The 23,857-nt window shown below is 42.2% G+C and carries 27 protein-coding genes and 1 riboswitch; of the genes, 21 read left to right on the top strand and 6 right to left on the bottom strand.

Translation table 11 applies throughout. The features are described 5' to 3' along the window. Positions 1 to 9: 9 nt before the first annotated feature. Genes mtnW through mtnD form a run of 4 tightly spaced genes read left to right on the top strand, consistent with a single transcriptional unit; the run spans position 10 to position 3,069 of the window. Positions 10 to 1,227, top strand: a complete 1,218-nt coding sequence (gene mtnW, locus CVV77_RS05545; RefSeq protein ID WP_142271117.1) for a 2,3-diketo-5-methylthiopentyl-1-phosphate enolase — start codon at positions 10 to 12, stop codon at positions 1,225 to 1,227. Then, positions 1,224 to 1,931 carry a 2-hydroxy-3-keto-5-methylthiopentenyl-1-phosphate phosphatase gene (gene mtnX, locus CVV77_RS05540; RefSeq protein WP_100274805.1) on the top strand — a complete coding sequence of 236 codons (708 nt, stop codon included), beginning with the start codon at positions 1,224 to 1,226 and terminating at the stop codon, positions 1,929 to 1,931. The genes mtnW and mtnX overlap by 4 nt, the downstream gene beginning before the upstream one ends. After that, a complete protein-coding gene (locus CVV77_RS05535) occupies positions 1,889 to 2,518 on the top strand; it encodes a methylthioribulose 1-phosphate dehydratase (protein ID WP_019258234.1) in 630 nt (209 codons plus the stop codon). Before mtnX ends, CVV77_RS05535 begins: the two co-directional genes overlap by 43 nt. 14 nt (positions 2,519 to 2,532) lie before the next feature. After that, positions 2,533 to 3,069, top strand: coding sequence for an acireductone dioxygenase (mtnD, locus tag CVV77_RS05530; RefSeq protein ID WP_019258235.1), 537 nt, complete (start codon positions 2,533 to 2,535; stop codon positions 3,067 to 3,069). A gap of 40 nt (positions 3,070 to 3,109) precedes the next feature. On the opposite strand, the gene CVV77_RS05525 is transcribed toward mtnD, so the two are convergent. Then, a complete protein-coding gene (locus CVV77_RS05525) occupies positions 3,110 to 3,430 on the bottom strand; it encodes a YkvA family protein (protein ID WP_100274804.1) in 321 nt (106 codons plus the stop codon). Positions 3,431 to 3,632: 202 nt separating this feature from the next. On the opposite strand from CVV77_RS05525, the gene spo0E reads away from it, so the two are divergent. Further along, the gene (spo0E, locus tag CVV77_RS05520; protein WP_003218598.1) at positions 3,633 to 3,890 is read left to right on the top strand and encodes an aspartyl-phosphate phosphatase Spo0E; all 258 of its coding nucleotides are present in this window, start codon (positions 3,633 to 3,635) and stop codon (positions 3,888 to 3,890) included. 85 nt (positions 3,891 to 3,975) lie between these two features. Then, positions 3,976 to 4,407 (top strand): hypothetical protein, encoded by a 432-nt coding sequence (locus tag CVV77_RS05515; protein ID WP_019258237.1) that lies wholly within the window; start codon positions 3,976 to 3,978, stop codon positions 4,405 to 4,407. 28 nt (positions 4,408 to 4,435) lie between these two features. Here CVV77_RS05515 and CVV77_RS05510 read toward each other — a convergent pair whose 3' ends face one another. Continuing rightward, entirely contained in the window at positions 4,436 to 5,956 is a 1,521-nt protein-coding gene (locus CVV77_RS05510) for a sporulation kinase KinD (protein WP_080010785.1), read from the bottom strand. Positions 5,957 to 6,148: 192 nt separating this feature from the next. Here CVV77_RS05510 and mhqR point away from each other — a divergent pair, with 192 nt between their 5' ends. Then, positions 6,149 to 6,586 carry a MarR family transcriptional regulator MhqR gene (gene mhqR / locus CVV77_RS05500; RefSeq protein ID WP_003232475.1) on the top strand — a complete coding sequence of 146 codons (438 nt, stop codon included), beginning with the start codon at positions 6,149 to 6,151 and terminating at the stop codon, positions 6,584 to 6,586. A 39-nt stretch (positions 6,587 to 6,625) separates the two neighbouring features. Here the strand turns inward: mhqR and motB are convergent, their stop codons facing one another. From motB to clpE, 3 genes are all read right to left on the bottom strand, one after another. After that, on the bottom strand, positions 6,626 to 7,411 hold the full coding sequence (gene motB, locus CVV77_RS05495; protein ID WP_019258238.1) for a flagellar motor protein MotB: 786 nt from the start codon (positions 7,409 to 7,411) through the stop codon (positions 6,626 to 6,628). Then, a complete protein-coding gene (gene motA, locus CVV77_RS05490; RefSeq protein WP_003238984.1) occupies positions 7,383 to 8,195 on the bottom strand; it encodes a flagellar motor stator protein MotA in 813 nt (270 codons plus the stop codon). The genes motB and motA overlap by 29 nt, the downstream gene beginning before the upstream one ends. A gap of 385 nt (positions 8,196 to 8,580) precedes the next feature. Then, on the bottom strand, positions 8,581 to 10,680 hold the full coding sequence (clpE, locus tag CVV77_RS05485; protein WP_100274803.1) for an ATP-dependent protease ATP-binding subunit ClpE: 2,100 nt from the start codon (positions 10,678 to 10,680) through the stop codon (positions 8,581 to 8,583). A 365-nt stretch (positions 10,681 to 11,045) separates the two neighbouring features. On the opposite strand from clpE, the gene CVV77_RS05480 reads away from it, so the two are divergent. The 9 genes from CVV77_RS05480 (at position 11,046) to CVV77_RS05440 (ending at position 18,103) form a co-directional block, all read left to right on the top strand. After that, positions 11,046 to 12,089, top strand: a complete 1,044-nt coding sequence (locus CVV77_RS05480; protein WP_003238981.1) for a YkvI family membrane protein — start codon at positions 11,046 to 11,048, stop codon at positions 12,087 to 12,089. A gap of 137 nt (positions 12,090 to 12,226) precedes the next feature. Then, positions 12,227 to 12,271: riboswitch (PreQ1 riboswitch) on the top strand. Positions 12,272 to 12,398: 127 nt separating this feature from the next. Further along, on the top strand, positions 12,399 to 13,058 hold the full coding sequence (gene queC / locus CVV77_RS05475; protein ID WP_003238979.1) for a 7-cyano-7-deazaguanine synthase QueC: 660 nt from the start codon (positions 12,399 to 12,401) through the stop codon (positions 13,056 to 13,058). Further along, complete coding sequence (gene queD / locus CVV77_RS05470; protein WP_100274802.1) at positions 13,051 to 13,500, top strand: 6-carboxytetrahydropterin synthase QueD; 450 nt, start codon at positions 13,051 to 13,053, stop codon at positions 13,498 to 13,500. The genes queC and queD overlap by 8 nt, the downstream gene beginning before the upstream one ends. Beyond that, entirely contained in the window at positions 13,493 to 14,224 is a 732-nt protein-coding gene (gene queE, locus CVV77_RS05465; protein ID WP_003238976.1) for a 7-carboxy-7-deazaguanine synthase QueE, read from the top strand. Before queD ends, queE begins: the two co-directional genes overlap by 8 nt. Before the next feature lie 17 nt (positions 14,225 to 14,241). After that, entirely contained in the window at positions 14,242 to 14,739 is a 498-nt protein-coding gene (gene queF, locus CVV77_RS05460; RefSeq protein WP_003218613.1) for a preQ(1) synthase, read from the top strand. A 317-nt stretch (positions 14,740 to 15,056) separates the two neighbouring features. Further along, positions 15,057 to 16,256: a DUF3880 domain-containing protein gene (locus CVV77_RS05455; RefSeq protein ID WP_100274801.1), complete on the top strand. Its 1,200-nt coding sequence runs from the start codon at positions 15,057 to 15,059 to the stop codon at positions 16,254 to 16,256. 15 nt (positions 16,257 to 16,271) lie between these two features. Further along, positions 16,272 to 16,499, top strand: a complete 228-nt coding sequence (locus tag CVV77_RS05450; RefSeq protein ID WP_003238974.1) for a LysM peptidoglycan-binding domain-containing protein — start codon at positions 16,272 to 16,274, stop codon at positions 16,497 to 16,499. Positions 16,500 to 16,592: 93 nt separating this feature from the next. Then, complete coding sequence (locus tag CVV77_RS05445) at positions 16,593 to 17,528, top strand: glycosyl hydrolase family 18 protein (RefSeq protein ID WP_100274800.1); 936 nt, start codon at positions 16,593 to 16,595, stop codon at positions 17,526 to 17,528. Positions 17,529 to 17,812: 284 nt separating this feature from the next. Next, the gene (locus CVV77_RS05440; RefSeq protein ID WP_019258244.1) at positions 17,813 to 18,103 is read left to right on the top strand and encodes a DUF3219 family protein; all 291 of its coding nucleotides are present in this window, start codon (positions 17,813 to 17,815) and stop codon (positions 18,101 to 18,103) included. A gap of 123 nt (positions 18,104 to 18,226) precedes the next feature. Here the strand turns inward: CVV77_RS05440 and CVV77_RS05435 are convergent, their stop codons facing one another. Continuing rightward, a complete protein-coding gene (locus CVV77_RS05435) occupies positions 18,227 to 18,412 on the bottom strand; it encodes a YkvS family protein (RefSeq protein WP_003232446.1) in 186 nt (61 codons plus the stop codon). A 164-nt stretch (positions 18,413 to 18,576) separates the two neighbouring features. Here CVV77_RS05435 and CVV77_RS05430 point away from each other — a divergent pair, with 164 nt between their 5' ends. The 5 genes from CVV77_RS05430 to pfeT all read left to right on the top strand — a co-directional run bounded on the left by CVV77_RS05430 (position 18,577) and on the right by pfeT (position 23,850). Continuing rightward, the gene (locus tag CVV77_RS05430) at positions 18,577 to 18,771 is read left to right on the top strand and encodes a hypothetical protein (protein ID WP_003238971.1); all 195 of its coding nucleotides are present in this window, start codon (positions 18,577 to 18,579) and stop codon (positions 18,769 to 18,771) included. Between the two features lie 298 nt (positions 18,772 to 19,069). After that, on the top strand, positions 19,070 to 19,696 hold the full coding sequence (locus CVV77_RS05425) for a cell wall hydrolase (RefSeq protein ID WP_100274799.1): 627 nt from the start codon (positions 19,070 to 19,072) through the stop codon (positions 19,694 to 19,696). A 117-nt stretch (positions 19,697 to 19,813) separates the two neighbouring features. Next, positions 19,814 to 21,151, top strand: coding sequence for a sporulation protein YkvU (gene ykvU / locus CVV77_RS05420; protein WP_100274798.1), 1,338 nt, complete (start codon positions 19,814 to 19,816; stop codon positions 21,149 to 21,151). Positions 21,152 to 21,201: 50 nt separating this feature from the next. Next, positions 21,202 to 21,699 carry an endospore biogenesis thiol-disulfide oxidoreductase StoA gene (stoA, locus tag CVV77_RS05415; RefSeq protein WP_100274797.1) on the top strand — a complete coding sequence of 166 codons (498 nt, stop codon included), beginning with the start codon at positions 21,202 to 21,204 and terminating at the stop codon, positions 21,697 to 21,699. A 237-nt stretch (positions 21,700 to 21,936) separates the two neighbouring features. After that, complete coding sequence (gene pfeT, locus CVV77_RS05410) at positions 21,937 to 23,850, top strand: metal-transporting ATPase PfeT (RefSeq protein WP_100274796.1); 1,914 nt, start codon at positions 21,937 to 21,939, stop codon at positions 23,848 to 23,850. Positions 23,851 to 23,857 lie beyond the last annotated feature (7 nt).

The raw sequence follows: 23,857 nt of genomic DNA, 5'->3' as shown, positions 1-23,857 counted from the left end.
AGCTCTGGCATGAGTGAGTTATTAGCAACATATCTCCTGACAGAACCGGGAGCCGATGCAGAGAAAAAAGCAGAACAAATCGCAACAGGATTGACAGTAGGCTCCTGGACTGATCTGCCCCTGGTAAAACAGGAGCAAATGCAAAAGCACAAGGGACGGGTGATAAAGGTCGAGGAGAGAGAGGGGACTCTTGCATCAGGAAAACAAGCGGTGATCACAATTGCCTATCCTGAAATGAATTTCTCTCAGGATATTCCGGCTTTGCTGACAACAGTGTTTGGCAAGCTGTCGCTGGACGGGAAAATCAAATTAATCGATCTTCACTTCTCTGAAGCATTTAAGCGCACGCTGCCGGGACCGAAGTTTGGCGTATATGGTATTCGGAAGCTACTGGGAGAGTTTGAGAGACCGCTGTTAATGAGCATATTTAAAGGGGTTATCGGAAGGGACCTGAGTGATATTAAAGAACAGCTCAGACAGCAGGCGCTTGGCGGAGTTGACTTGATTAAGGACGATGAAATTTTCTTTGAGACAGGTCTGGCGCCTTTTGAAACAAGAATTACAGAAGGAAAGCAAATATTGAAAGAAACGTATGAGCAAACCGGGCATAAAACGCTGTATGCTGTCAATTTGACTGGACGTACGGCTGATCTGAAAGACAGAGCGAGACGCGCTGCCGAATTAGGAGCGGATACGCTTTTGTTTAATGTCTTCGCTTACGGTTTGGACGTCATGCAAAGCCTAGCGGAAGATCCCGAAATCGCAATCCCGATTATGGCACATCCAGCGGTCAGCGGGGCGTTTACGTCTTCACCGTTCTACGGCTTTTCTCACGCTCTTTTGCTCGGAAAATTAAACCGGTATTGCGGTGCTGACTTCAGTCTCTTCCCATCTCCATACGGTTCGGTTGCGCTTCCAAAAGAAGATGCGCTGGCGATTCACGAAGAATGTGTGAGAGAGGATGCCTTTCATCAAACATTTGCCGTTCCGTCAGCAGGCATTCATCCCGGTATGGTTCCGCTTTTAATGCGGGATTTCGGTATAGATCATATTATTAACGCCGGGGGAGGCGTACACGGACATCCGAACGGCGCCCAAGGAGGGGGTAAAGCATTCAGAGCCATTATTGATGCGGTCTTAGAAGCTCAGCCGATTGATGAAAAAGCCGAACAATGTAAGGATCTGAAGCTTGCGCTTGATAAATGGGGAAAGGTTGAAGCCGTATGACGACTCGAAAGCCTTTAATTATTTGTGATTTTGACGGAACCATCACGATGAACGACAACATTATAAGTATCATGAAAACCTTCGCTCCGCCGGAGTGGACGGTATTAAAAGACGGCGTACTTTCCAAAACGCTATCGATCAAGGAAGGTGTCGGGCGGATGTTCGGCCTTCTGCCAAGCAGTTTAAAAGAAGAGATTACAAGATTTGTATTGGAAGATGCAAAAATCAGGGAAGGCTTTCGGGAATTTGTAGCGTTTGTCAAGGAGCATGAGCTTCCGTTTTATGTCGTTAGCGGAGGAATGGACTTTTTTGTGTATCCATTGCTTGAAGGCATTGTGGAGAAAGATCGTATTTATTGCAACCATGCGTCATTTGACAGTGACTATATTCATATTGACTGGCCTCATTCTTGCAAGGGAACATGCAGCAACCAATGCGGCTGCTGCAAGCCGTCGGTGATACATGAACTTTCTGAGCCAAACCAATATATCATCATGATCGGTGATTCGGTTACAGATGTGGAGGCGGCAAAGCTGTCTGACCTTTGCTTTGCAAGGGATTACTTATTAAACGAGTGCCGGGAACGGAACCTGAATCATCTTCCGTATCAAGATTTTACTGAGATAAGAAAAGATATTGAGAATGTAACGGAGGTACAGGAATGGCTGCAAAACAACAACGCTGGCGAGAGCTCGCTGAAGTAAAACGGGAATTGGCCGAACGAGATTGGTTTCCGGCGACTAGCGGCAATCTGTCTATTAAGGTTACTGATGAGCCTTTAACATTTCTCGTAACCGCAAGCGGTAAAGATAAACGAAAAGAAACGGATGAAGATTTTCTGCTAGTGGATCAAAACGGAGAGCCTGCCGAAAGCGGACATTCTTTGAAACCGTCAGCAGAAACGCTCTTGCATACACATTTGTACAATAAAACCAATGCCGGATGCTGCCTGCACGTCCATACGGTAAACAATAATGTGATTTCAGAGCTATACGGGGACCAAAAGAAAATCACATTCAGAGGCCAGGAAATTATAAAAGCGCTCGGCCTGTGGGAAGAGAATGCAGAAGTGACCGTTCCGATCATTGAAAATCCGGCTCATATTCCGACACTCGCGGCACTGTTTGCCGAAGAGGTTTCAGAAGATTCAGGAGCTGTTCTGATCCGAAACCACGGTATTACCGCTTGGGGCAGAACGGCATTTGAAGCAAAAAGAGTGCTTGAAGCATATGAATTTTTGTTCAGCTACCATTTGAAATTGAAAACACTCCAGCATCAGCTGGTTAAATAAAAGGAGGAACTGAAATGGCAACAATTCGAATTCATGATGAGGCGAATACAACGATTGTAAAACAAGAGGAAGTTGCAAGCTTTCTCGACAGTCAAGAGGTTATTTATGAGCAATGGGATATCGCAAAGCTTCCTGAACAGCTTTCAGAGAAATATGATCTGACAGAAGAAGAAAAACAGCAAATCCTCGATACCTTTGAAACTGAAATTAAAGATATCTCAGCCCGACGCGGCTATAAAGCACAGGATGTTATCTCCTTGTCAGACAGCAATCCGAAACTTGATGAACTGCTTGAGAACTTTAAAAGAGAGCATCACCATACAGACGATGAGGTCCGTTTTATCGTAAGCGGACACGGCATTTTTGTTATTCAAGGCAAAGACGGAACGTTTTTTGATGTCCGTTTAAACCCTGGAGATTTAATCTCAGTGCCTGAGAATATCCGCCATTACTTCACGCTTCAGGAGGACCGCAAAGTTGTTGCTGTGAGAATCTTTGTCACAACTGAAGGCTGGGTTCCGATTTATGAAAAAGACAGCGTGAATCAATAAGCAGGAAAAGCCCCGTTCAATCGAACGGGGCTTTTTATATTTATTGCAAACGCCACTTTTCATATTGTGACATTTCTTTTTTAATCAGTGTCCAAATCAAACCTAAAACAGCTGCATCGTCAATGATCCCAAGACCAAGGATAACGTCTGGAATGATATCGAGCGGCATGGCGATATACAAGATGGCAGCACTTAGAAGCAAAAGTGTTTTAACCTGTGAACGGGGGTAGTCACCGTTTCTCCAATCGCGAAGCATTTGAAAAAAAATAGTGATGTGCTGGATACATTTTTTTCGGTTTTTCCTTTTTAAAATCGCTTTTCCGCCTGCCGCTCCGAGCATTATTGCTTTCTTTTTCTTCATCGGGCATACCTCCTGCCTGGCGGTGTGTTTAAGATATTCTTCACCTGGGTATTGTTCTTCTAATCCTATCAATATATCTATTATACCTGAAAAATTAACTTATTTAATGAAAATATGTTTACAAATAAAGTATAATCTGTAATAATGCACAATAACCCAATCAAACTTGTTTCCTATTTCTTAGCGGCGAGGGGTGAAGTGAATGGGCGGTTCTTCTGAACAAGAAAGATTGTTGGTATCTATTGATGAAAAAAGAAAGTTAATGATAGATGCCGCTAGAAAGCAGGGATTTACAGGGCATGACACGATCAGACACAGTCAGGAGCTGGATTGTTTAATAAATGAATATCACCAGCTCATGCAAGAAAACGAACATTCCCAAGGGATTCAAGGCCTTGTAAAGAAATTAGGCTTGTGGCCCCGCAGAGATGTTATGCCTGCATATGATGCAAATAAATAGCGGCGCTATCAGATGCATATATAAAGAGAGAGCTTTTCAGAAGCGCTCTTTTTTTCTGGAAAAATTCATATGAAAGAGGGAACTGATGAAAGAACTGGCGATTATCATTACTGAAATGGTCAATCAATTTCATGATGCTTTTATTTCATTATGCGGAATGTTTGGCATTCATTTAACCGACAAAGAGATGCATTTTTGGGTGATCGGCATTTTTGGCATTTTCTTTTTCGGCGTCACTCACGCTGTGTTTACATGGCTATCTAAGTGGAGCATGACAGCATTGTCCTTTATCTATACCGTTACAGTCATCATTGTCATCGTATTTGCTATTGAAATTCAGCAAAAAGTAACGGGGAGAGGGAATATGGAGTTTTTAGATGCCACTGAGGGTTTAAAGGGTTTTTTGGTATTCTTTATGTTTTTTTTGGTTCTGAAACTGCTGCTGCGTTTCATCAAAATACTCTTTTCTGGCAGAACAGCAAGCAAGTCGAATGGCAATTCACGTTCAAGAAGATAAAAAAACCCTCCTGACACGGTCAGGGGGGTTATGAAGCGGATACGGGGAGGGTGATCGTCACCTCCGTGCCTCTTCGCACTTCACTTTCGATATGAATGGAGCCTCCGTACATCAGCACGATCCGTTTACATACAACAAGGCCGAGACCAGTTCCTTTTTCTTTAGAAGTGACAAAGGGAAGGAAGATATGATCGAGCATTTCCTGAGAAATCCCTTCACCGTTATCCACGACTTTGATAATGGCCTTTTTATCCAAAGCTCCTAAGGAGATCGTCAGTTTGCCTCCTTCTGGCATTGACTCGAGGCCATTTTTTGCTACATTTAAAATCACTTGTTTAATATGATCTTTTGTACATTTTACGAGTAAGGGCTGCTCGGTTAAATACTGTAATTCAACTTCAACATTGTATAGGTTGCCCTCAGAATAGATGATCGGCATAATTTCACCGATAATATCCTGAAGCGAGTTCAGCTCCCATTTTTCAGCTGTCGGCTTGCCGAGAACGAGGAACTCGCTCACAATTTGATTAATGCGCTTTATCTCCTGTTCAATAATGGAGAAGTAAAGCTGATCTTCTTCACCTTTATATTTCTTTTGCAACAGCTGAATAAAGCCGCTTATGCCGGTGAGCGGGTTACGGATTTCATGAGCCGTGCTGGCAGCAAGCGTCCCGATCAGCTCTAATTTTTGCGCCTCATTTTCTGACCGCTCCAGCTGGGTCTGCCGCTTCAGCAAATAATACAGCACGAGAATAAAAAGGATATTCAGCAGAACAATAATACATGAAAGTGGAAGCACAAGGCTTTTCGTCAGTTCTTCTATTGTGACGGGGTTCGGATATACTTTCATATTCCAGCTGATATCATCCAGATATCCGCTGACTGGTTTCTGATCTTTTGCATGAGAGGCCTGTCCGCTTGTAAAAATCATTTTCCCGCCTTGGTTTATCACTTCAATATAAACATCAGGGCTCAGCAAGTTAATGAGGTTTTTCAAATAATCAATTTGAATAGCTGCGACAAGATAATCTGTCACATTTTCCTTTGAGTCCAAAACAGGAACACAAATGGTAAAAATCGGTTGGCCTGTAATTCTGCTCGAATAACTATCTGAAATGACTGTCTTTTTTGTTTCCTTCGCTTTTGTAAAAAAAGATCTGTCGGCCAGGTTTACTTTCGTTTTTAATTCCGTTGTGCTTACGGTAACGTCTCCTTTGGCGTTCAGAAAATAGAGACCGGAAAATCTCGGCTCTGAATCAAAGGTTTTTTCCAAAATCGACTGCATTTTCTTTATATCAACCGGTCTGTCAATGGCGATGGACAAGGAGGTCATTCTCGCCTTTGTTTCTCCGATTAAATAATTGATTTTGTTGCGGTGAAGGTTCAGCAGGACACTAGCTTCTTGCTTATGTTCTGCAGCTATTGTATCTTTTTCTTTTTCATATACGAAAAAGCTGATGACGATTGCCGGAATCACGACCAGTATAATATAAAGTTTGACTCTCCCGCAGGCGCCTTTTAGTATTTTCAATTTGCATCGCTCCAACATACACCTGATTAGAGGTATTATATCATTGTTTCTTCTTCTTTAATAAGAAAAAATAACCAAAAAAATTAGAAAAAGATGTTGAGCAGCTTACATGATAAAAAAGAAGAGAAATATTGGAAAGATTTTTATTGACATTTTGGTCTTTGTTTATTAATGTTTCTCTGTAACGGTTTCTAAAAGGATGATTGAGACATGACAGAAAAATCACTGAAGTTATTTATCGTGCTGTCGCGCGCGTATCGGTCTATTAACGATCATATGAATAAACATATTCATAAGCATGGACTGAATCCGACTGAATTTGCTGTGCTTGAGCTGTTGTACCATAAAGGCGATCAGCCGCTGCAGCAGATAGGGGATAAAATTCTCTTGGCTAGCGGGAGCATCACATATGTTGTAGATAAGCTGGAGCAAAAAGAACTCCTCATTCGGAAAGCGTCTCCTACAGACAGACGAGTGACATTTGCACAAATCACTGAAAAAGGCATCGGTCTTTTGAACGATATTTTCCCTGATCACGCTGCTGAAATTGATGAAATGATCAGTGTATTAAGCGAAGAAGAGGTAGAGATGTGCACAGAAATGTTAAAAAGAGTAGGATTAAACGCAAAACAATTTCATAATAAGTAAAAAAAGGAAGCCTGATATGTCACAAGGCTTCCTTTTTTACTATTTTTCATTTGTTTCCGCTGCGCCTCTCGGCAAGATGAGAACTTCAACCCGCCGGTTTTTGCTGCGGCCTTCCGCTGTTTTGTTGGAAGCCACCGGTTTATACTCACCGTAGCCCTTGGCACTGAACACTTTTGCGTCTAGCTTAGGGTTTTCAATCAGAAGCCCCATAAAGTTTACCGCTCTCATGACACTTAAATGCCAGTTTGATTGGAATTCAGAATTTTTAATTGGCATATTATCAGTATGTCCGCTGATAATGATATTTCTCGGCGGATTAATCACAAGAAGATTAGAAATCTCTTTTGCAAGCGGTACATCTACTTTACGTATGGTCGCTTTTCCAGAATCAAAGAAAATGCTGTCTTTAATCGTAATCAGCAGGCCTTCACTAGTCATCTTTGTTTCCAGCTGATGTTCCAGCTTTTTATCTTTGATGAACTTTTCCACCTGGCTTTTTACATTTTTAAGCTCTTCTTGATCAGCTGCTTTTTCTCTTTCTTTCTTGTTTTTCTCTTTCTCTTCTTTTTCCTTTTTCACTTCATCGATTCCGTCTGACTCGTTTTCAGGAGGGGTGACACTGGAGTAGTCCAGTACGCCGGTGCCGCCTGTAAAGACTTCATTAAATGATTTTGAAAGCATTTGAAACTTAGCTGCGTCAATTGAACTGCTTGCGTACAGCACAATAAATAATGCCAGGAGAAGAGTAAGGATATCGGCGTAAGGAACCAGCCATGATTCATCAACGTGCTCGTCCTCATGCTTCTTCTTCTTTTTTCTCGCCATTTTGCGCCTCTCCTTGTTCTGCAAATTTCAAGCGATCCTTCGCAGGAAGGTACATTAAAAGCTTTTGTTCGATGACTTTCGGTGCTTGTCCTTCTAATACGGACAGAACGCCTTCAATCATAACCTCACGCAGTTTTACTTCTTGTTTTGATTTTCGCTTTAATTTATTTGCGAAAGGATGCCATAACACATATCCCGTAAAGATACCGAGAAGGGTGGCGACAAAGGCTGCACTGATGGCGTGTCCAAGCTCATCTGTATTGTCCATATGAGAGAGGGCGGCAATCAGTCCGATTACTGCGCCGAGTACTCCAAGGGTCGGCGCGTAAGTTCCCGCCTGTGTAAAAATAGCGGCTCCGGCTTGGTGCCTGTCCTCCATCGCTTCAACTTCCTCTGTCATGATATCTCTGATAAATTCCGCGCTTTGCCCGTCAACAGCCATGCTGAGCCCGTTTTTCAGGAAAGCGTCATCTACATCCTCAATGCTTGCTTCTAAAGCAAGCAGGCCTTCGCGGCGCGCAAGCTGGGCCCATTCAGAGAACATAGGAATGAGCTCCTCTATTGTCAGCTGTTTGTTTTCCTTAAATAACACTCGGAACAGTGCAGGCACTTTTTTAATTTCTTTAGTTGGGAATGCAATAACGACTGCTGAGATTGTCCCGGCGATAATAATTAAGATGGCAGCGGGGTTTGCAAGCGCGCTGAAACTGACGCCTTTCAGAACCATCCCGACACTCAATGCCACAAAAGCAAGAATAATACCGATTAACGAAGTTTTATCCATAGTTTTCACCAAATCCTTTTTTACTAGCTTGTCTATGGTTAATATCGGTTTCGGTGCCCGGAACTTTAGGGACATTGTGAATTTGTTCATGAAATATTCAAGGAAGAGGCATAGAAGGGAGAAATAAACAAAACCGGGCCTTTCAAAATTGAAAAGCCCTCTTAACGGTATTGAAATTGACAGCTTGATTGCAAGCTGTTCCTCAGACGGTCTTCATATAATAATAGAAATAAATATTCACTGTATATAAACAAGCTCCATCCCTCCTTAAGAAAAGGGTAAAGGATGAGGGGGAATAGCGCTTCAGGGGAAGGGACGGTATTTTCTCAGCCAAGAGTATGAATGCACAAAAAAAGCGGCTTCCTAAATAGGAAACCGCTGATCGTTATTTCGCTTGTACTTTGATTTTGTTATCCTTTGCAGTGACGCGAAAACTTGTGATCTCACTATTGTCAAGCAGCAGATCTGTCATTTCATCCTCCACCCATTCTTGGATGGTTCTTCTGAGCGGACGTGCACCGAATGAAGGGTGGTAGCCCAGCTCAGCGATTTTTTCTTTCGCTTCGTCTGTCACACTCAAGCTGATGCCGCGTTCTGCCAATGTTTCTTCAAGTTCTCCAAGCAGCAGGCTGACGATTTTGACCAGATGTTCTTTTTCCAGTGAGCGGAACTCAATAATGCTGTCAAAACGGTTGAGGAACTCAGGTTTAAAGAACATGCTCAGTGAATCAATCAATGTTTGTTCTTCGATTACACTGTCATCTGATTGGAAACCGACTTTCGTTTGTTTTTCGCCGGTACCCGCGTTGCTTGTCATGATAATCACAGTGTCTTTAAAGCTTACGGTTCTGCCTTGGCTGTCTGTCAAACGGCCGTCCTCCATGATTTGCAGGAACATATGCTGAACGTCAGGGTGTGCTTTTTCAATCTCATCCAGCAACACGATGCTGTAAGGATTGCGGCGCACTTTTTCTGTTAATTGTCCAGCTTCCTCGTGGCCGACATATCCAGGCGGTGAACCGATGATTTTAGATACGGCGTGTTTCTCCATGTATTCGCTCATATCGAGGCGGATAATAGAGTCTTTGGTGCCGAATAATTCATCTGCCAGCGTTTTAGAAAGCTCTGTTTTCCCTACGCCGGTAGGACCGACAAAGAGGAAAGAGCCGACTGGTCTGTTTTTGGATTTTAATCCGGCGCGGCTTCGTCTTACCGCTTTTGCCACTTTTTGAACAGCGGCTTCTTGTCCGATCACACGTTCATGAAGTTTTGCTTCAAGCTCTTTCATTTTTGTTTGTTCATCTGCCTGCAGTTTGCCGACAGGGATGCCTGTTTTTTGTTCAACGATATCCTGAATGTGCTCAGCTTCCACAGTGACAGCGGAATGAGCGGAAGAGCTGTTCAGTTTTTTCTCCAATGCAATTTCTTCATCACGGAGTTTTGCCGCCAGTTCGTAATTTTCTTCTTCCAGGGCTTTTGTTTTTTCAGCTTCAATCGCAGTTAATCGTTTAGCCGCATCCTCATCATTCAGCTCATCAATTAACAGGTTGGCTTTTGAACCAGCTTCATCCAATAAGTCAATCGCTTTATCCGGCAGGTGTCTGTCCTGAATGTAGCGGGATGATAAAGTCACACATGCTTTGATTGCTTCATCACTGAATGTCACGCCATGGTATGCTTCGTATTTGTCTTTGATCCCTTGCAGAATGAGGATGGCCTGTTCAATAGAAGGCTCCTGCACCATGACAGGCTGAAAACGTCTTTCCAGTGCGGCATCTTTTTCGATTTGACGGTATTCTTTCAATGTTGTCGCACCGATGACTTGCAGTTCGCCTCTGGCAAGGGCAGGCTTGAGAATATTGCCTGCGTCCATTGAACCTTCTGCAGAGCCTGCGCCAACGAGAAGATGAATTTCATCAATGAACAGAATGACATTTTTTCGTTCTTTCAGCTCAGTGATCAGCTGTTTCATTCTCTCTTCAAATTGGCCTCTGATCCCTGTGTTTGCAACGAGGGATGCAACATCAAGCAAGTAAAGCTCTTTGTTTTTCAGTTTGTTTGGAACATCACCTTCAGCAATTTTTAAAGCGAGTCCTTCGGCGATTGCTGTTTTCCCTACGCCCGGCTCACCAATGAGAACCGGATTGTTTTTGTTGCGGCGGTTCAGAATTTCGATCACGCGCGCTACTTCTTCATCACGGCCGATGACGGGATCAATGAGACCGGCTTTTGCACCGTTTGTAATATTTTGAGCCAGCTCATCAAGCAATCCTTTTTTCTCGCTTTGTTTTGCTGCGTTTTGTTCTTTCTGCTGGAATGCTTGTTCAAACGGAAAACCGAAAGATTGAGGGCCCATGCTCATTGAAGGTTTACGGGTCAGCTCGTTATAGCAAGTTTCACATAGAACCATATGTTTATGAACAGAATTTATTTGCATGTTAAGGCGAATCGTCGCCTCGTTTTTATGACAATGTTGACAACGCATTTGCCAAAACCTCCTTAAAAGTTTGATCTTCTTTGACCAATGGATGTGAATAAAAGGCCGTTTGGATTTGACCTTCTTTGACTATAAGTATACGGCAAACTTATCGGCTTTCAAAACAATATGCTCAGAGCAGTCTGACTATTTGACTAACTTTGACCAATTGATTTTTAAAAAAGGCCGGTTTGTTTGACCAACTTTGATTAATAGTATACTCTGACTATCTTTGACTTTCAAGTCATTTGCGTAAAAAATTTTTGATTTGTTTACACAGTAAAACATGTTTTCTTCGTCTTTTCAAGGAACTTGTCTCATAGGTTATAAAAAGGCATATATGGACAAAACTGCGGTTCGTTTGGAGGGGAGAAATGGAACAATCAAAAGGATCAGCAAGTCAGCTTGCTTTCGTGTATATCGGCACAGTAGTTGGAGCTGGATTTGCGACTGGCAGGGAAATTGTTGAGTTTTTTCTGAAGTTTGGCTGGTTCGGTTTATTCGGCATTATCGTCAGCGGCGGGATGTTTACGTTACTGGGGGCCAAGCTGATGATTATTTCCAAGCGAATCAATGCCAAGTCATATCAAGAAATGAATATATTCTTGTTCGGGGCGACGGCTGGCCGGATTATCAATGTGTTTATGCTGTTTGTTCTCCTCGGCGTCACATCTGTTATGCTCTCTGGGGCAGGGGCGCTTTTTGAGGAGCAGCTGGGGATGTCCGCTCAGATTGGGATGCTGATTACTATCGGGTTAAGCTTAATTGTGATGACTAGAGGAGTAAAAGGCATTTTCGGTGTCAACGTGTTTGTTGTTCCTCTTTTGATCATCTTTTCTATGATTGTGGTGGCCGACTCTTTTATTTTCAGCGAGTCGCGGAACACAGCTCAGTGGGTATGGCCGCATCGCTGGGACTGGCTCTTATCAGCGTTTTCTTACGGCGCTTTGAATTTATCGCTTGCCCAAGCGGTTTTGGTTCCGCTTGCGAATGAAATGTCATCGGAAAAAGTGATAAAAAAAGGCGCTTTAATCGGAGGCACGATACTGACGATTGTGCTGTCCGCGAGTTTTCTATCTTTGTCGATGCTCCCGGATGTATTTTTGTATGATATACCGATGGCCCAAGTGGTTTATCTCTTTGCACGATCTGTCCATTTGATTTATTTGCTCATTATTTTCGGCGAAGTGTTCACATCGGTTATCGGCAATCTATATGGATTGGAAAAACAAGTGCAGAGCTTTCTTCCAATCAAAAGCAAATATATCTTTGCAGCCATTATGACCACGGCTTATATTACGAGCCAAATCGGGTACGGCAAGCTCATTTCAACGATTTATCCATTGTTTGGCTATGTGAGTCTGGCCTTCATAGGCGCCCTGATTTGCAAAAAGGCTCCCCGGCGGCGCAGTTTATAATCATATATAAATAAAGCGAGCCGTCATTGCAGAACGGCGCTTGTTGGGAAGCTAGGGGCTGACTTTTTTATTGTCAAGAAAAACAACATTATGGTAAGATAGCAGAAGTGAAAAATTGAAGAAAATCCGTGCGATATGCGGGAGAGGTTCTAGCTACACCCTCTATAAAAAACTAAGGACGAGCTGTATCCTTGGATACGGCCTTTTTTATGTTTTTCTAGAGCACCTTCCGAAAAGGTGTTTTTTTGTGTGAATCAGCTGTAGCGATGTCTCTCGCCGACGTTTTTATTGCGGAGAAGGAGAGGAATCATGAAAAAAGAAAAAGCAATTGTCGTATTCAGCGGCGGTCAAGACAGCACCACATGCTTACTGTGGGCTCTAAAGGAATTCGAAGAAGTCGAAACGGTGACTTTTCATTATAATCAGCGTCATTCGCAGGAAATTGAAGTGGCAAAATCTATTGCAGAAAAGCTTGGTGTAAAAAACCATTTGCTTGATATGTCACTTTTAAATCAGCTTGCACCGAATGCCCTGACAAGAAATGATATTGAAATAGAAGCAAAAGATGGTGAACTGCCATCCACATTCGTTCCGGGCCGCAATTTGGTATTCTTATCTTTTGCGTCTATCCTGGCATACCAAATTGGCGCACGCCACATTATTACGGGAGTTTGCGAGACAGACTTCAGCGGTTATCCTGATTGCCGTGATGAATTCGTAAAATCTTGCAATGTAACGGTAAACCTAGCGATGGAGAAGCCGTTTGTGATTCATACACCGCTCATGTGGCTCAATAAGGCGGAAACGTGGAAGCTTGCAGATGAGCTTGGCGCGCTTGATTTTGTAAAAAACAACACGTTGACCTGCTATAACGGCATCATCGCGGACGGCTGCGGCGAATGTCCGGCATGCCACCTTCGTTCAAAAGGTTATGAAGAATATATGGCGATGAAAGGAGAGCGTGCATAAATTGTTATCTCAAATTTATCCGCAGGCCCAGCATCCATATTCATTTGAACTGAATAAGGACATGCACATCTCAGCTGCTCATTTTATCCCTCGGGAAAGTGCGGGAGCGTGCAGCAGGGTTCACGGGCATACGTATACTGTAAATATAACTGTTGCCGGCGACGAACTTGACGATTCCGGTTTCCTTGTCAATTTCAGCGTGCTCAAAAAACTGGTGCACGGAAACTATGATCATACGCTTTTAAATGATCATGAAGAATTTTCTCAGGACGACCGGTATTCGCTGCCGACAACTGAAGTCGTGGCGAAAACGATTTATGACAAGGTGCAGGCTTACTTAGACACATTGGAGAATAAGCCAAGCTGTGTACAGGTGTTTGTCCGTGAAACACCGACAAGTTATTGTGTCTACCGTCCGAAAAAGAGTGGTTCGAATGGCTAAAGGAATTCCTGTGTTAGAAATTTTCGGCCCGACGATTCAAGGGGAGGGCATGGTGATCGGACAGAAAACGATGTTCGTCCGGACAGCCGGCTGTGATTATTCCTGCAGCTGGTGTGACTCCGCCTTCACTTGGGACGGGTCTGCTAAAAAAGATATTCGCTGGATGACGGCTGAGGAGATTTTTGCAGAGCTTAAGGAAATTGGGGGAGACGCGTTTTCCCACGTGACGATCTCAGGCGGCAACCCGGCCCTGTTAAAGCAGCTGGATGCTTTTATTGAACTGCTAAAGGAAAATGACATCCGTGCAGCGCTTGAAACCCAGGGGACCGTTTATCAAGACTGGTTTACACTGATCGATGATCTGACGATTTCTCCAAAACCGCCAAGCTCAAAAATGGTGACGAACTTCCAAAAGCTTGATCACATTTTGACTTCACTTAAAGAGAATAATAGACAGCATGCTGTCAGCTTGAAGGTAGTCATTTTTAATGATGAGGATTTGGAGTTTGCCAAAACGGTGCACAAGCGTTACCCGGGAATCCCGTTTTATTTACAAGTCGGTAATGATGACGTGCATACGACAGATGATCAGACATTGATTGCACATTTGCTTGGAAAATATGAAGCCCTTGTTGATAAGGTAGCTGTCGATGCGGAGCTGAATCTGGTCAGAGTGCTTCCGCAGCTCCACACCCTTTTATGGGGCAACAAACGCGGAGTATAATAGAAAGGAAGATAAATATGACGACAAGAAAAGAATCAGAATTAGAGGGTGTCACACTGCTTGGCAACCAAGGAACAAATTATTTGTTCGAATATGCGCCGGACGTGCTTGAATCCTTCCCGAACAAACATGTAAACCGTGATTACTTTGTAAAATTCAACTGTCCTGAATTCACATCTTTATGCCCGAAAACAGGACAGCCTGACTTTGCAACAATCTACATCAGCTACATTCCTGATGAAAAAATGGTTGAAAGCAAATCATTAAAGCTGTACCTGTTCAGCTTCAGAAACCATGGTGACTTCCACGAAGACTGCATGAACATCATCATGAACGACTTGATTGAATTAATGGACCCGCGCTACATTGAAGTATGGGGCAAATTCACGCCAAGAGGCGGAATTTCCATTGATCCGTACACAAACTACGGAAAGCCGGGCACGAAGTATGAGAAAATGGCCGAGTACCGCATGATGAATCATGACTTGTATCCGGAGACGATTGATAATCGTTAATCACAATAAAAGCGTGCCTAGTGTGACTTTTATGCATTAAAAAATTGATATTGCAGAGGTAATGTAAGACGTACAAATGTGTACGTCTTTTTTTATGCACAAAAACAATTTATTAACGTAAATATTTTGATAGAAAAGCTAGCAAAATCAAAGGCAAATATGCTGTAGATCGCTTTCTTTTTTTGTGGGGCATCTGCACAAGCTATCATGTCATCTCGTACCTGAACGTTTTTTATAGACTAGTACCGCGACAAGTTATATTACAAATACATACCAATAAAGTAGACATTAAATAGTGAAAGAGAGGACGAAAACGTGTGAAAATTCTTTTTCTTGAGAGTCATCCCATGTGGCTCTATGGTTTACCGAATGGGTTTAGGGAAGCAGGCCATACCGTAATGATTTCGGGTCCTGTAAGCCGGGAAAATATTACTGAAATGATAGACGAATTTAAACCGGATCTAATAGTATCTATGGGATGGACACCAGAGCATTCAAGGGAAAAGCAAGCCTGGATTCGCAACGCAACTAAAAAGGTGAATATTCCTCTCGTTTATTGGGCAACTGAAGACCCACTGCACACTCAAAACTTTACCATCCCGTTAATTAAAAAGATGAAACCGGATTTTGTTTTCACCGTTACACCTTCTCTGTGTAAAATTTATGAAAGCATGGGGATTAAAGCAGCTCACTTAGACTTTGCATATCACGAAAGTATACATCATCAGATTAAAACATTGAAGAAATACAGTTGTGATATAGCAGTGGTGGCTAATGCTTACCCTAATTATCTTGAAGAACATCCGGAAGTGTTTCGTTCGTCCTCTTTAAAAACGCTTATTCGCCCTCTTATACGAAAAGGGATTCGCATAGATTTTTGGGGCAAAAATTGGGAAAAAATGAGTAAACATATAGGAAAAGAAATTCCCCGCAATTGGATTCATGGATACCTCGATTATACTGAAGCATATAAAGTTTACAGTTCAGCAAAAATCATTATCGGTTTGCAAAACTGTGAAAGCCAACTTACGCAGCGCACCTATGAAATTCTTGGTTCCGGCGGGGTTTTATTGACATCGGATACACCGGCAGTTCGAGGTAAATTCAAACCTGGCCGCGATCTCATCGTCTCTTCCTCCCCAAAAGAAACATTTGAAAAGGTGAAATACTATTTGAATCATGATAGCGAGAGAAAAAAGATTCAGATAAACGGTAAAAAGGCAGTGAAGAATGACTCCTATCGGCATAGAGCTGAGAGAATGATTGAGGTGCTAACAAGAAGAGGAATCATAAGGAACGTAGGGGAAACCATACATTACGTAGATGTTCTCAAAGAAAAATACGAGATTCATCATGTTACTCCCGGTGAAACATTATTGAAAATTGCCATGAAGTATAAAGTTTCTCTGCAGCAAATCATGGAGCTTAATCATTTCAAATCAGATCAAATATATGCTGGACAAATTATTAAAATAAGACAGAAACGGTCTAGAGATGTGAAAAATAAATTTTTCTAAAGGAGAGTAATAAGAATGAAGGGGAAAATACCTAAAACAAGAAACCAAGCGAATAAAGTAAAAAGAACGCCTCGTTATATGGAATTTCCCGTGACATACGAAGTGTATCATGTGGAATCTGGTGATACATTATGGACGATTTCCAAATCCTTTAATATTCCGGTACAACAACTTATGAATCTTAATAAGCTTTCTTCAGATATCATTTATCCTGGACAAATGATAAAGATAAGAGAGAGGTAATCTATGAAGTTTCGGAAATTAACAAATTGAAATGATCAATCATTTTTTTATTTGTTGGGAACTTGATATTTTTGGGGATGAAGGGGTTATGAGATGTTTCAAATGAGCTATTTCTATTCTGGATTAGGTGTCGATTTTATTCAACACGTTGATCAAACGAACGGAGTATTAAATGTCGTGTCTCCTGACTTTTTCTATATCAGGAAAGATGGATCATTGCTTCTCCGTTCAGCTAATCCCGATGTAATTAAAGCTCTTCATAGAAGAAAATTAAAAGTAGTTCCTTTTCTAAGCAATCATTGGGATCAGGATTTGGGACGATCTGCATTAAAGAACCGAGTGCTTTTGGCTAAACAAATTTCTAATGCAATAGAAGAACTGAACCTAGACGGAGTCAATATCGATATAGAAAATCTTACAGAGAAAGATCGGCAGGCATTTACGGATTTTGTTAGACTGGTGAGAAAAAGTATTCCTAAGCGTAAAGAGGTATCGGTTGCAGTGGCGGCAAATCCTTTTGGCTGGACGAAGGGCTGGCACGGATCATATGATTATGAGAATTTAGCTAAACATGCGGACTATCTAATGGTTATGGCCTATGATGAAAGCCGCCTTGCTGGGCCTACTGCAAGTGTAGGATGGGTGGAAAAGTCCATTCAATATGCTCTAACCCAAAACATCTCTCCCCACAAACTAGTTTTAGGATTGCCATTCTACGGCCGTTGCTGGATGCAAGGCCAATCTAACTCCCAAGCCATTTCCCTTTATCTTGTTAACTCACTAGTAAAAAGACATAACGGGACAATTATTTTTGACACAAAGAGTCAATCTCCAAAAGCTGTTTTTACGATCAAACACGATAAGAAGGATCCATTACCGCCAGGAGCATATACATTATGGTTTGAAAATGAACAGTCACTCAGAGCAAAAATAAAACTCATTCAAAAATATAATCTGAAAGGCCTTGGCAGCTGGAGTCTTGGACAAGAGGATTCGTCATTCTGGAATAAAGTGTTTAAAAATATATAGGCGGAGACGACTGATAATCGTTAATATAGTTTCTCCTGCGAAAATGCAGGGGATTATATACATAAAAAAGACGAGTGAATCCGGGGGGAATGCCACTCGCCACCTTCTAATGAAAAGACGGGATGCTGGATGGCAGCTCGTCTGTTTCATTATAAAATATCGAACGTATGTTTGTAAAGGCGTCTTTTTTAAAGAAATGGTTAAAATAACTGCTCCGAACAGATTCATTGTAAACGTTAGCTAAGTTATGTTAAGATGCATGAACTGATAAGGAGTGGTACAGAGTGAAAACATTGCGTTTAAACGATGTAACGTTAGAAATGGCTGCATATCAAGAAGAGAGTGAGCCGAAGAGGAAAATTGCCTTCACCTTACACGTCACAAGTGAGACTTATCATGATATCGCTGTCCTGTTATATGAAAAAACGTTTAAAGTCGAGGTTCCTGACGAGAATCTTGCCTTCCGCGGGGAAATCACAAATTATTCAACGTCATTGACCAACCTGTACGAAGCGGGAGCCGTCAGTGAGTTCCATATCGAAATAACGGAAACAGACGGGAGCGCCGATTCATAATCGGTGTTTTTTTATGTGAAAAAGCTGCCGGGCGGCAGCTTTTGAGAAAGCTAAATTTGATATGTAAGGTGTTTAATTTCTCGTCTTGCAGTTTTTGCGAAAGTGTGTGGATGAAAGGAGGTTTTAATAGGAGTCTCTGATGATCTTGTAATTTTTATGATTGACAACCGTCAGTGAATCTAGCTCAAGATCCCGATAGTTATCCATAATGGTAACATCTACGATAACAGAATTCTCATTTACTTTTTCTACAACACCGGTTAACCCGTTTTTAAATTCAATTACGTTTCCGACCTTAGCGATTTTCACAAGCTTCCTCTCCTTTAAACATAATTATTCCTTTTGAAAGTATTTTGCAGTATTTTCATTGAGAAGTAAAGCGATAAGGAGTTTTATCTCCCTAAGGATTTGTCCTGGCGCTATAAAGATGATATATTGTTTTTCGTCTAAAGAATAAAAAGGGGGAGTTTTGATTGCGTCCCGAAGACATAACAGAACAGATTGAGCAGCTGCGCACTGGCGAAATAAAGGAACTGAGAGTCCAAAAAGAAGACTTTCTTGATTTCAGGGCCGTTTTATCTAAACAAGACGATTTTAAGTATTTCCGCGGCATAGCCCAGCAAGGCGGGGATGTGGTGTTTCAATATTTAGAACAGCCAAGAAGTTAACAAGGTTTCTCATGAGTGAGAAGCCTTGTTATCATATATGACAGAAAAACAGCCTTTTATTACATTGGCTGTAACATTCGTAAATAAAATGTAAATCGGAAAAAATGGATAAATATGCTTTTTGTTGACAAGATTTATAGAAAAACAGCCTGTTTTTTTGCCAGTAACCAGCGCGTCACCCGGTATATTCCATCCTGGTACCTGTTTGGGAGAGTTGGAAAATCTTTTTCCGTGAAAATGATTTGTTCTCTTGTTAAGGTTATGAAGTGTTTTTTGAGCACTTTAAGGAGGAAACTGTATGACGACAAAATTTACTGCTCTGGCTGTTTTTCTTCTTTGTTTCATGCCTGCTTCGAAAATTGAACATACACAAGCTTCACTACTGAGCACAAAGAAGACTAAACATGAAGAAGCTAAGCTGCTTACACATATAAATCAAGACACAGACACATCTTTCTCTTCACTGTCTGCTGATAAGGACAAGAAAAAAATAAAACCGATCAAGCTATCAGCGAACACTGAAAAGAAAGAAGAAAAACCAAAGAAAACGAATGATAAGGAAGAAACATATTCACAGTCTGAAAAAGAATTGCTTTCCCGTCTTGTTCACGCAGAGGCTAAGGGAGAATCCTATGAAGGAAAGGTCGCTGTTGCAAGCGTTGTGCTGAACAGGACGGAGAAAAAAGGTTTTCCTGATACAATAAGAGGGGTTATTTATCAGAAAAACGCTTTTGAACCGGTCGCAAACGGAAGCATTAATCAAAAGCCTGATAAAGAATCAATTGCTGCTGCCGAAGAAGCGCTGTCTTCAAAAAATAGAGAAACAGATGCTATATTCTTTTATAATCCGAAAACAGCGTCGGATGATTGGATTCGCTCAAGAAAAATCGTAGAAAGAATCGGCGGGCACGTTTTTGCCATCTAAGCATAGAAGAGACAATTTGTCTCAGCTGTGCTTTTTTTCATATAAAGAGTAAAAATAAAATAATTTTTGAACTTGTCTCATATGATGTTGGTAGTACAAGAGACAAGGGGAGACATCATGAATCGATTTGTGAAAGGGATCATTCTTTTATCCATTGCCGCCTTTTTCGCTGAATGCCTTGAATTTGTGGTGAATATGATTTTGGCACGGGAACTTGGCGAGCATGGGATGGGCCTTTACATGAGTATTTTGCCCACGATTTTTTTAATTATTGTCATCGCAAGCCTGGAACTGCCGATCTCGATTTCTAAATTCATTGCTGAATCAAATCCTAAGCTTCATGAAAGCATGCTGAGGCACGCTTTCAGAATGACAGCCATATTTACAGCATTTTCTACTGCCGCCGCCAGCATCGCGCTTCCGTTTATTCCGGTATTTGATACATACCACCCGTTTATTAAAGGGATTGTCATCGGCTTAATTCCTGTTGTGGCCTTTACTTCAATCGCCAGGGGTTACTTTATGGGTGTGCAAAAAATGGGGAAGATCGCAATCGCCAATGCGCTGAAAAAAATCATCCAGCTCTTGTGCTTATTCCTCTTTTTTCAATGGTACTCATTTGAATTGGACATGGCTGTGCTAATTTCCTTGTTTGTCCTAGTCGTGAGTGATGTGGTCGTGCTTGTTTATTTATATTCACAATTTATCATGGCGAGGCGGGCTATGTCCGGCCAGCAGCACATTCATTTGCGTGGAAAGGATGTAAGAAAAAGACTGCTTGCCGTTTCAATTCCTACAACAGGACTGCGCATTTTTCATGCCGTTGTCAACGCTATAGAACCCTTTTTAGTAAAAGGAGCGCTTTTGGCAGCGGGCGTTGCCGGAACGGCAGCGATCGATCAATACGGAATGCTGGCCGGAGTGGCTGTGACGATAGGATCGTTTCCTGCTTTCATTGCCCACTCGCTAATGGTTGTCATGATTCCGAGTATTTCTGAAGCCTATGCGCTCTCACAATATGACATCGTATTAAAAAGGCTGAAGCAGTCGATTTTCATTACATTTGGTTACGGTATACCGGCTGTTTGGATCATGTTCCAGTTTGCGGAGCCTCTGACCCACCTGTTTTTTCACTCTCCTGAAGCGCAGTATTACTTGCAGCTGTTATGGCCTTACTTTCTCTTTCATCTGTTTGTCATGCCGCTGCAGGCGTGTTTAATCGGGATGGGGTTTGTGAAAGAAGCGTTTTATCACAACGTGTGGAGCCATATCGTTGCCCTAAGTATGATGTATGTGCTGGGATCAATGGAGAATCTGCAAATGCTCGGGATCATCCTGGGGATGAACACCGGCATGATTTTGCTGACGAGCCTTCACTATACACAGATTTGCAAAGCGCTGCGGGTATCAGTTTTCCTTACGGGAGGAAACAGAACGCCGCGAATTGAAGGATGATAAAGAAAAAGCAGGGGCAAGCTAATTGAAAAGCATGAAAGGAAGATTCCATGTTGACGAAGCGCTTGCTTGCTGTATGCCTTATGTTATTGGGGATGATTGCATGGTCTCCTGATGTGGCAGATGCTGACGATAAACAGCCTGCCGTTCCCGCTGTTTTTCTTATGAAAACGATAGAAGGGGAGGATATCTCGATCCCGAATAAAGGGCAAAAAACCATCCTGCATTTTTGGACATCATGGTGTCCGCCCTGCAAAAAAGAGCTTCCGCAATTTCAATCATTTTATGATGCCCATCAATCTGAGAATGTAAAGCTGGTAACGGTGAATTTAGTGAACTCGGAACAAAATCAGCAAGCCGTTGAAGACTTTATTAAAGCAAACAAGCTGACGTTTCCGATTGTTCTTGACTCAAAAGGGGAATTGATGAAGGAGTATCGCATCATCACGATCCCAACCTCGTTTTTATTGAATGAAAAGGGAGAAATTGAAAAAACAAAAATAGGTCCGATGATGGCGGAACAACTGAAAGAATGGACGGAAGAATAAGCTGAGAGCGTAGCCTTTCAGCTTTTTTGTCATATAATGAAAGGTGAACAAATATTAATGATAATTATTATCAAAAAGAAATTAAAATAATTATAATTGAAATTTTCTTCCCGCATGCTATAATTAAGGAAGACATCATGAAATAACAACGATGAAGCTGCCTTTTGGGCGGCGATTTTGTTTTTTATAAGGGAAATGAAGATGATTTACGTTCTCAATTAGAGGGGAGAATTAAATATGAATGAACAAGTTATCGTTCAACACGATCCGCATAAGCCATTAAAAACAGAACAGAAAGATAAAAACTGGGCACAGCATGCTGAGCTTATCGCAGCACTGGTGTCAGGCGCTCTTATTTTGGCAGGCTGGCTCTTATCTGGACATCAAGTAATATCAGTAACGCTTTACTTGCTGGCTTTTGTGATCGGCGGATTTGCTAAAGCAAAGGAAGGAATCGAAGAAACGCTCGAATCCAAAACACTGAATGTAGAACTCTTAATGATTTTCGCTGCTATCGGCTCCGCCTTGATCGGATACTGGGCGGAGGGTGCTATTTTAATATTTATTTTTTCCTTAAGCGGCGCTTTAGAAACATACACGATGAATAAAAGCAGCAGAGATTTAACATCTTTAATGCAGCTTGAGCCTGAAGAGGCAACACTGTTGGTCAATGGCGAAACCAAAAGAGTTCCGGTTTCGGACTTGCAGGCCGGTGATATGATTGTGATCAAACCTGGAGAACGCGTAGCGGCAGACGGTGTCATTGAATCGGGCTCAACAAGCCTTGACGAGTCAGCATTAACAGGTGAATCAATGCCTGTAGAAAAAAACACCGGCGACGCTGTATTTACAGGAACTGTGAATCGCAACGGCTCCTTGACCGTTCGTGTCACGAAAGCAAATGAAGATTCGTTATTCAGAAAAATTATCAAACTGGTTGAATCTGCGCAAAGCAGTGTTTCACCCGCGCAGGCTTTCATTGAACGATTTGAAAATGCTTATGTAAAAGGTGTGCTGATTGCGGTGGGGCTCTTGTTATTCGTGCCGCACTTTGCGCTAGGCTGGAGCTTGAGTGAAACCTTCTACCGCGCAATGGTGTTTATGGTTGTCGCTTCACCTTGTGCGCTTGTCGCTTCTATTATGCCCGCGGCGCTTTCCTTAATTTCGAATGGCGCCCGCAACGGTATGCTTGTAAAAGGCAGCGTCTTTCTTGAACAACTCGGTTCTGTGCAAATGATTGCCTTTGATAAAACGGGCACTGTAACAAAAGGCCAGCCTGCCGTCGAGACTGTCAGAATCGCAGAAGGATTCAGTGAAACGGAGGTTCTTGAGGCTGTCTACGCCATCGAAACGCAATCAAGCCATCCGCTCGCTCAAGCTATAACGTCGTACGCTGTAAGCCGCGGCGTGAAACAGTCAGGCTACATATCTATAGAAGAAACATCAGGATTTGGCGTTATGGCAGAAGTCTCTGGCGCGAAATGGAAGATTGGTAAAGCAGGTTTTATCGGCGAGGAAATGGCAGCACAATTTATAAAACAAACAGCATCAGATGTCATTCAAAGCGGCCATACGATTGTATTTGTGAAAAAGGATGATCAAATAGCAGGCTGTATCGCACTGAAAGATCAAATCAGGCCCGAAGCAAAAGAGGTCATGGAAGAATTGAACCGGCTTGGGATTAAAACGGCCATGCTGACAGGAGATCATAAGGACACGGCTCAAGCGATAGCGAAGGAAGCCGGAATGACAACTGTTGCGGCAGAATGCCTGCCTGACCAAAAAGTGAATGAAATCAAACGGTTAAAAGAAGAATTCGGAACGATTGCAATGGTCGGTGACGGAATCAATGATGCACCGGCACTTAAAGCGGCGGATGTCGGCATTGCAATGGGCGGCGGAACAGATGTCGCTCTTGAGACCGCTGATATGGTACTCATGCAAAACGATTTGAAAAAACTCGTAAACATGTGCCGCTTGTCTCGGAAATTGAACAGGATTGTCAAACAAAATATCGTGTTCTCTCTAGCTGTGATCTGCCTGCTGATTTGTGCAAACTTTTTGCAGGTGATGGAATTGCCATTTGGCGTGATCGGTCATGAAGGAAGTACGATCTTGGTAATATTAAACGGGTTAAGGCTTTTAAAATAAAACCAGC

It is taken from the genome of Bacillus sp. SN1, assembly GCF_002796895.1.
Lineage (GTDB): Bacteria > Bacillota > Bacilli > Bacillales > Bacillaceae > Bacillus > Bacillus inaquosorum.
This window is presented reverse-complemented; position numbering and strand designations above follow the sequence as displayed.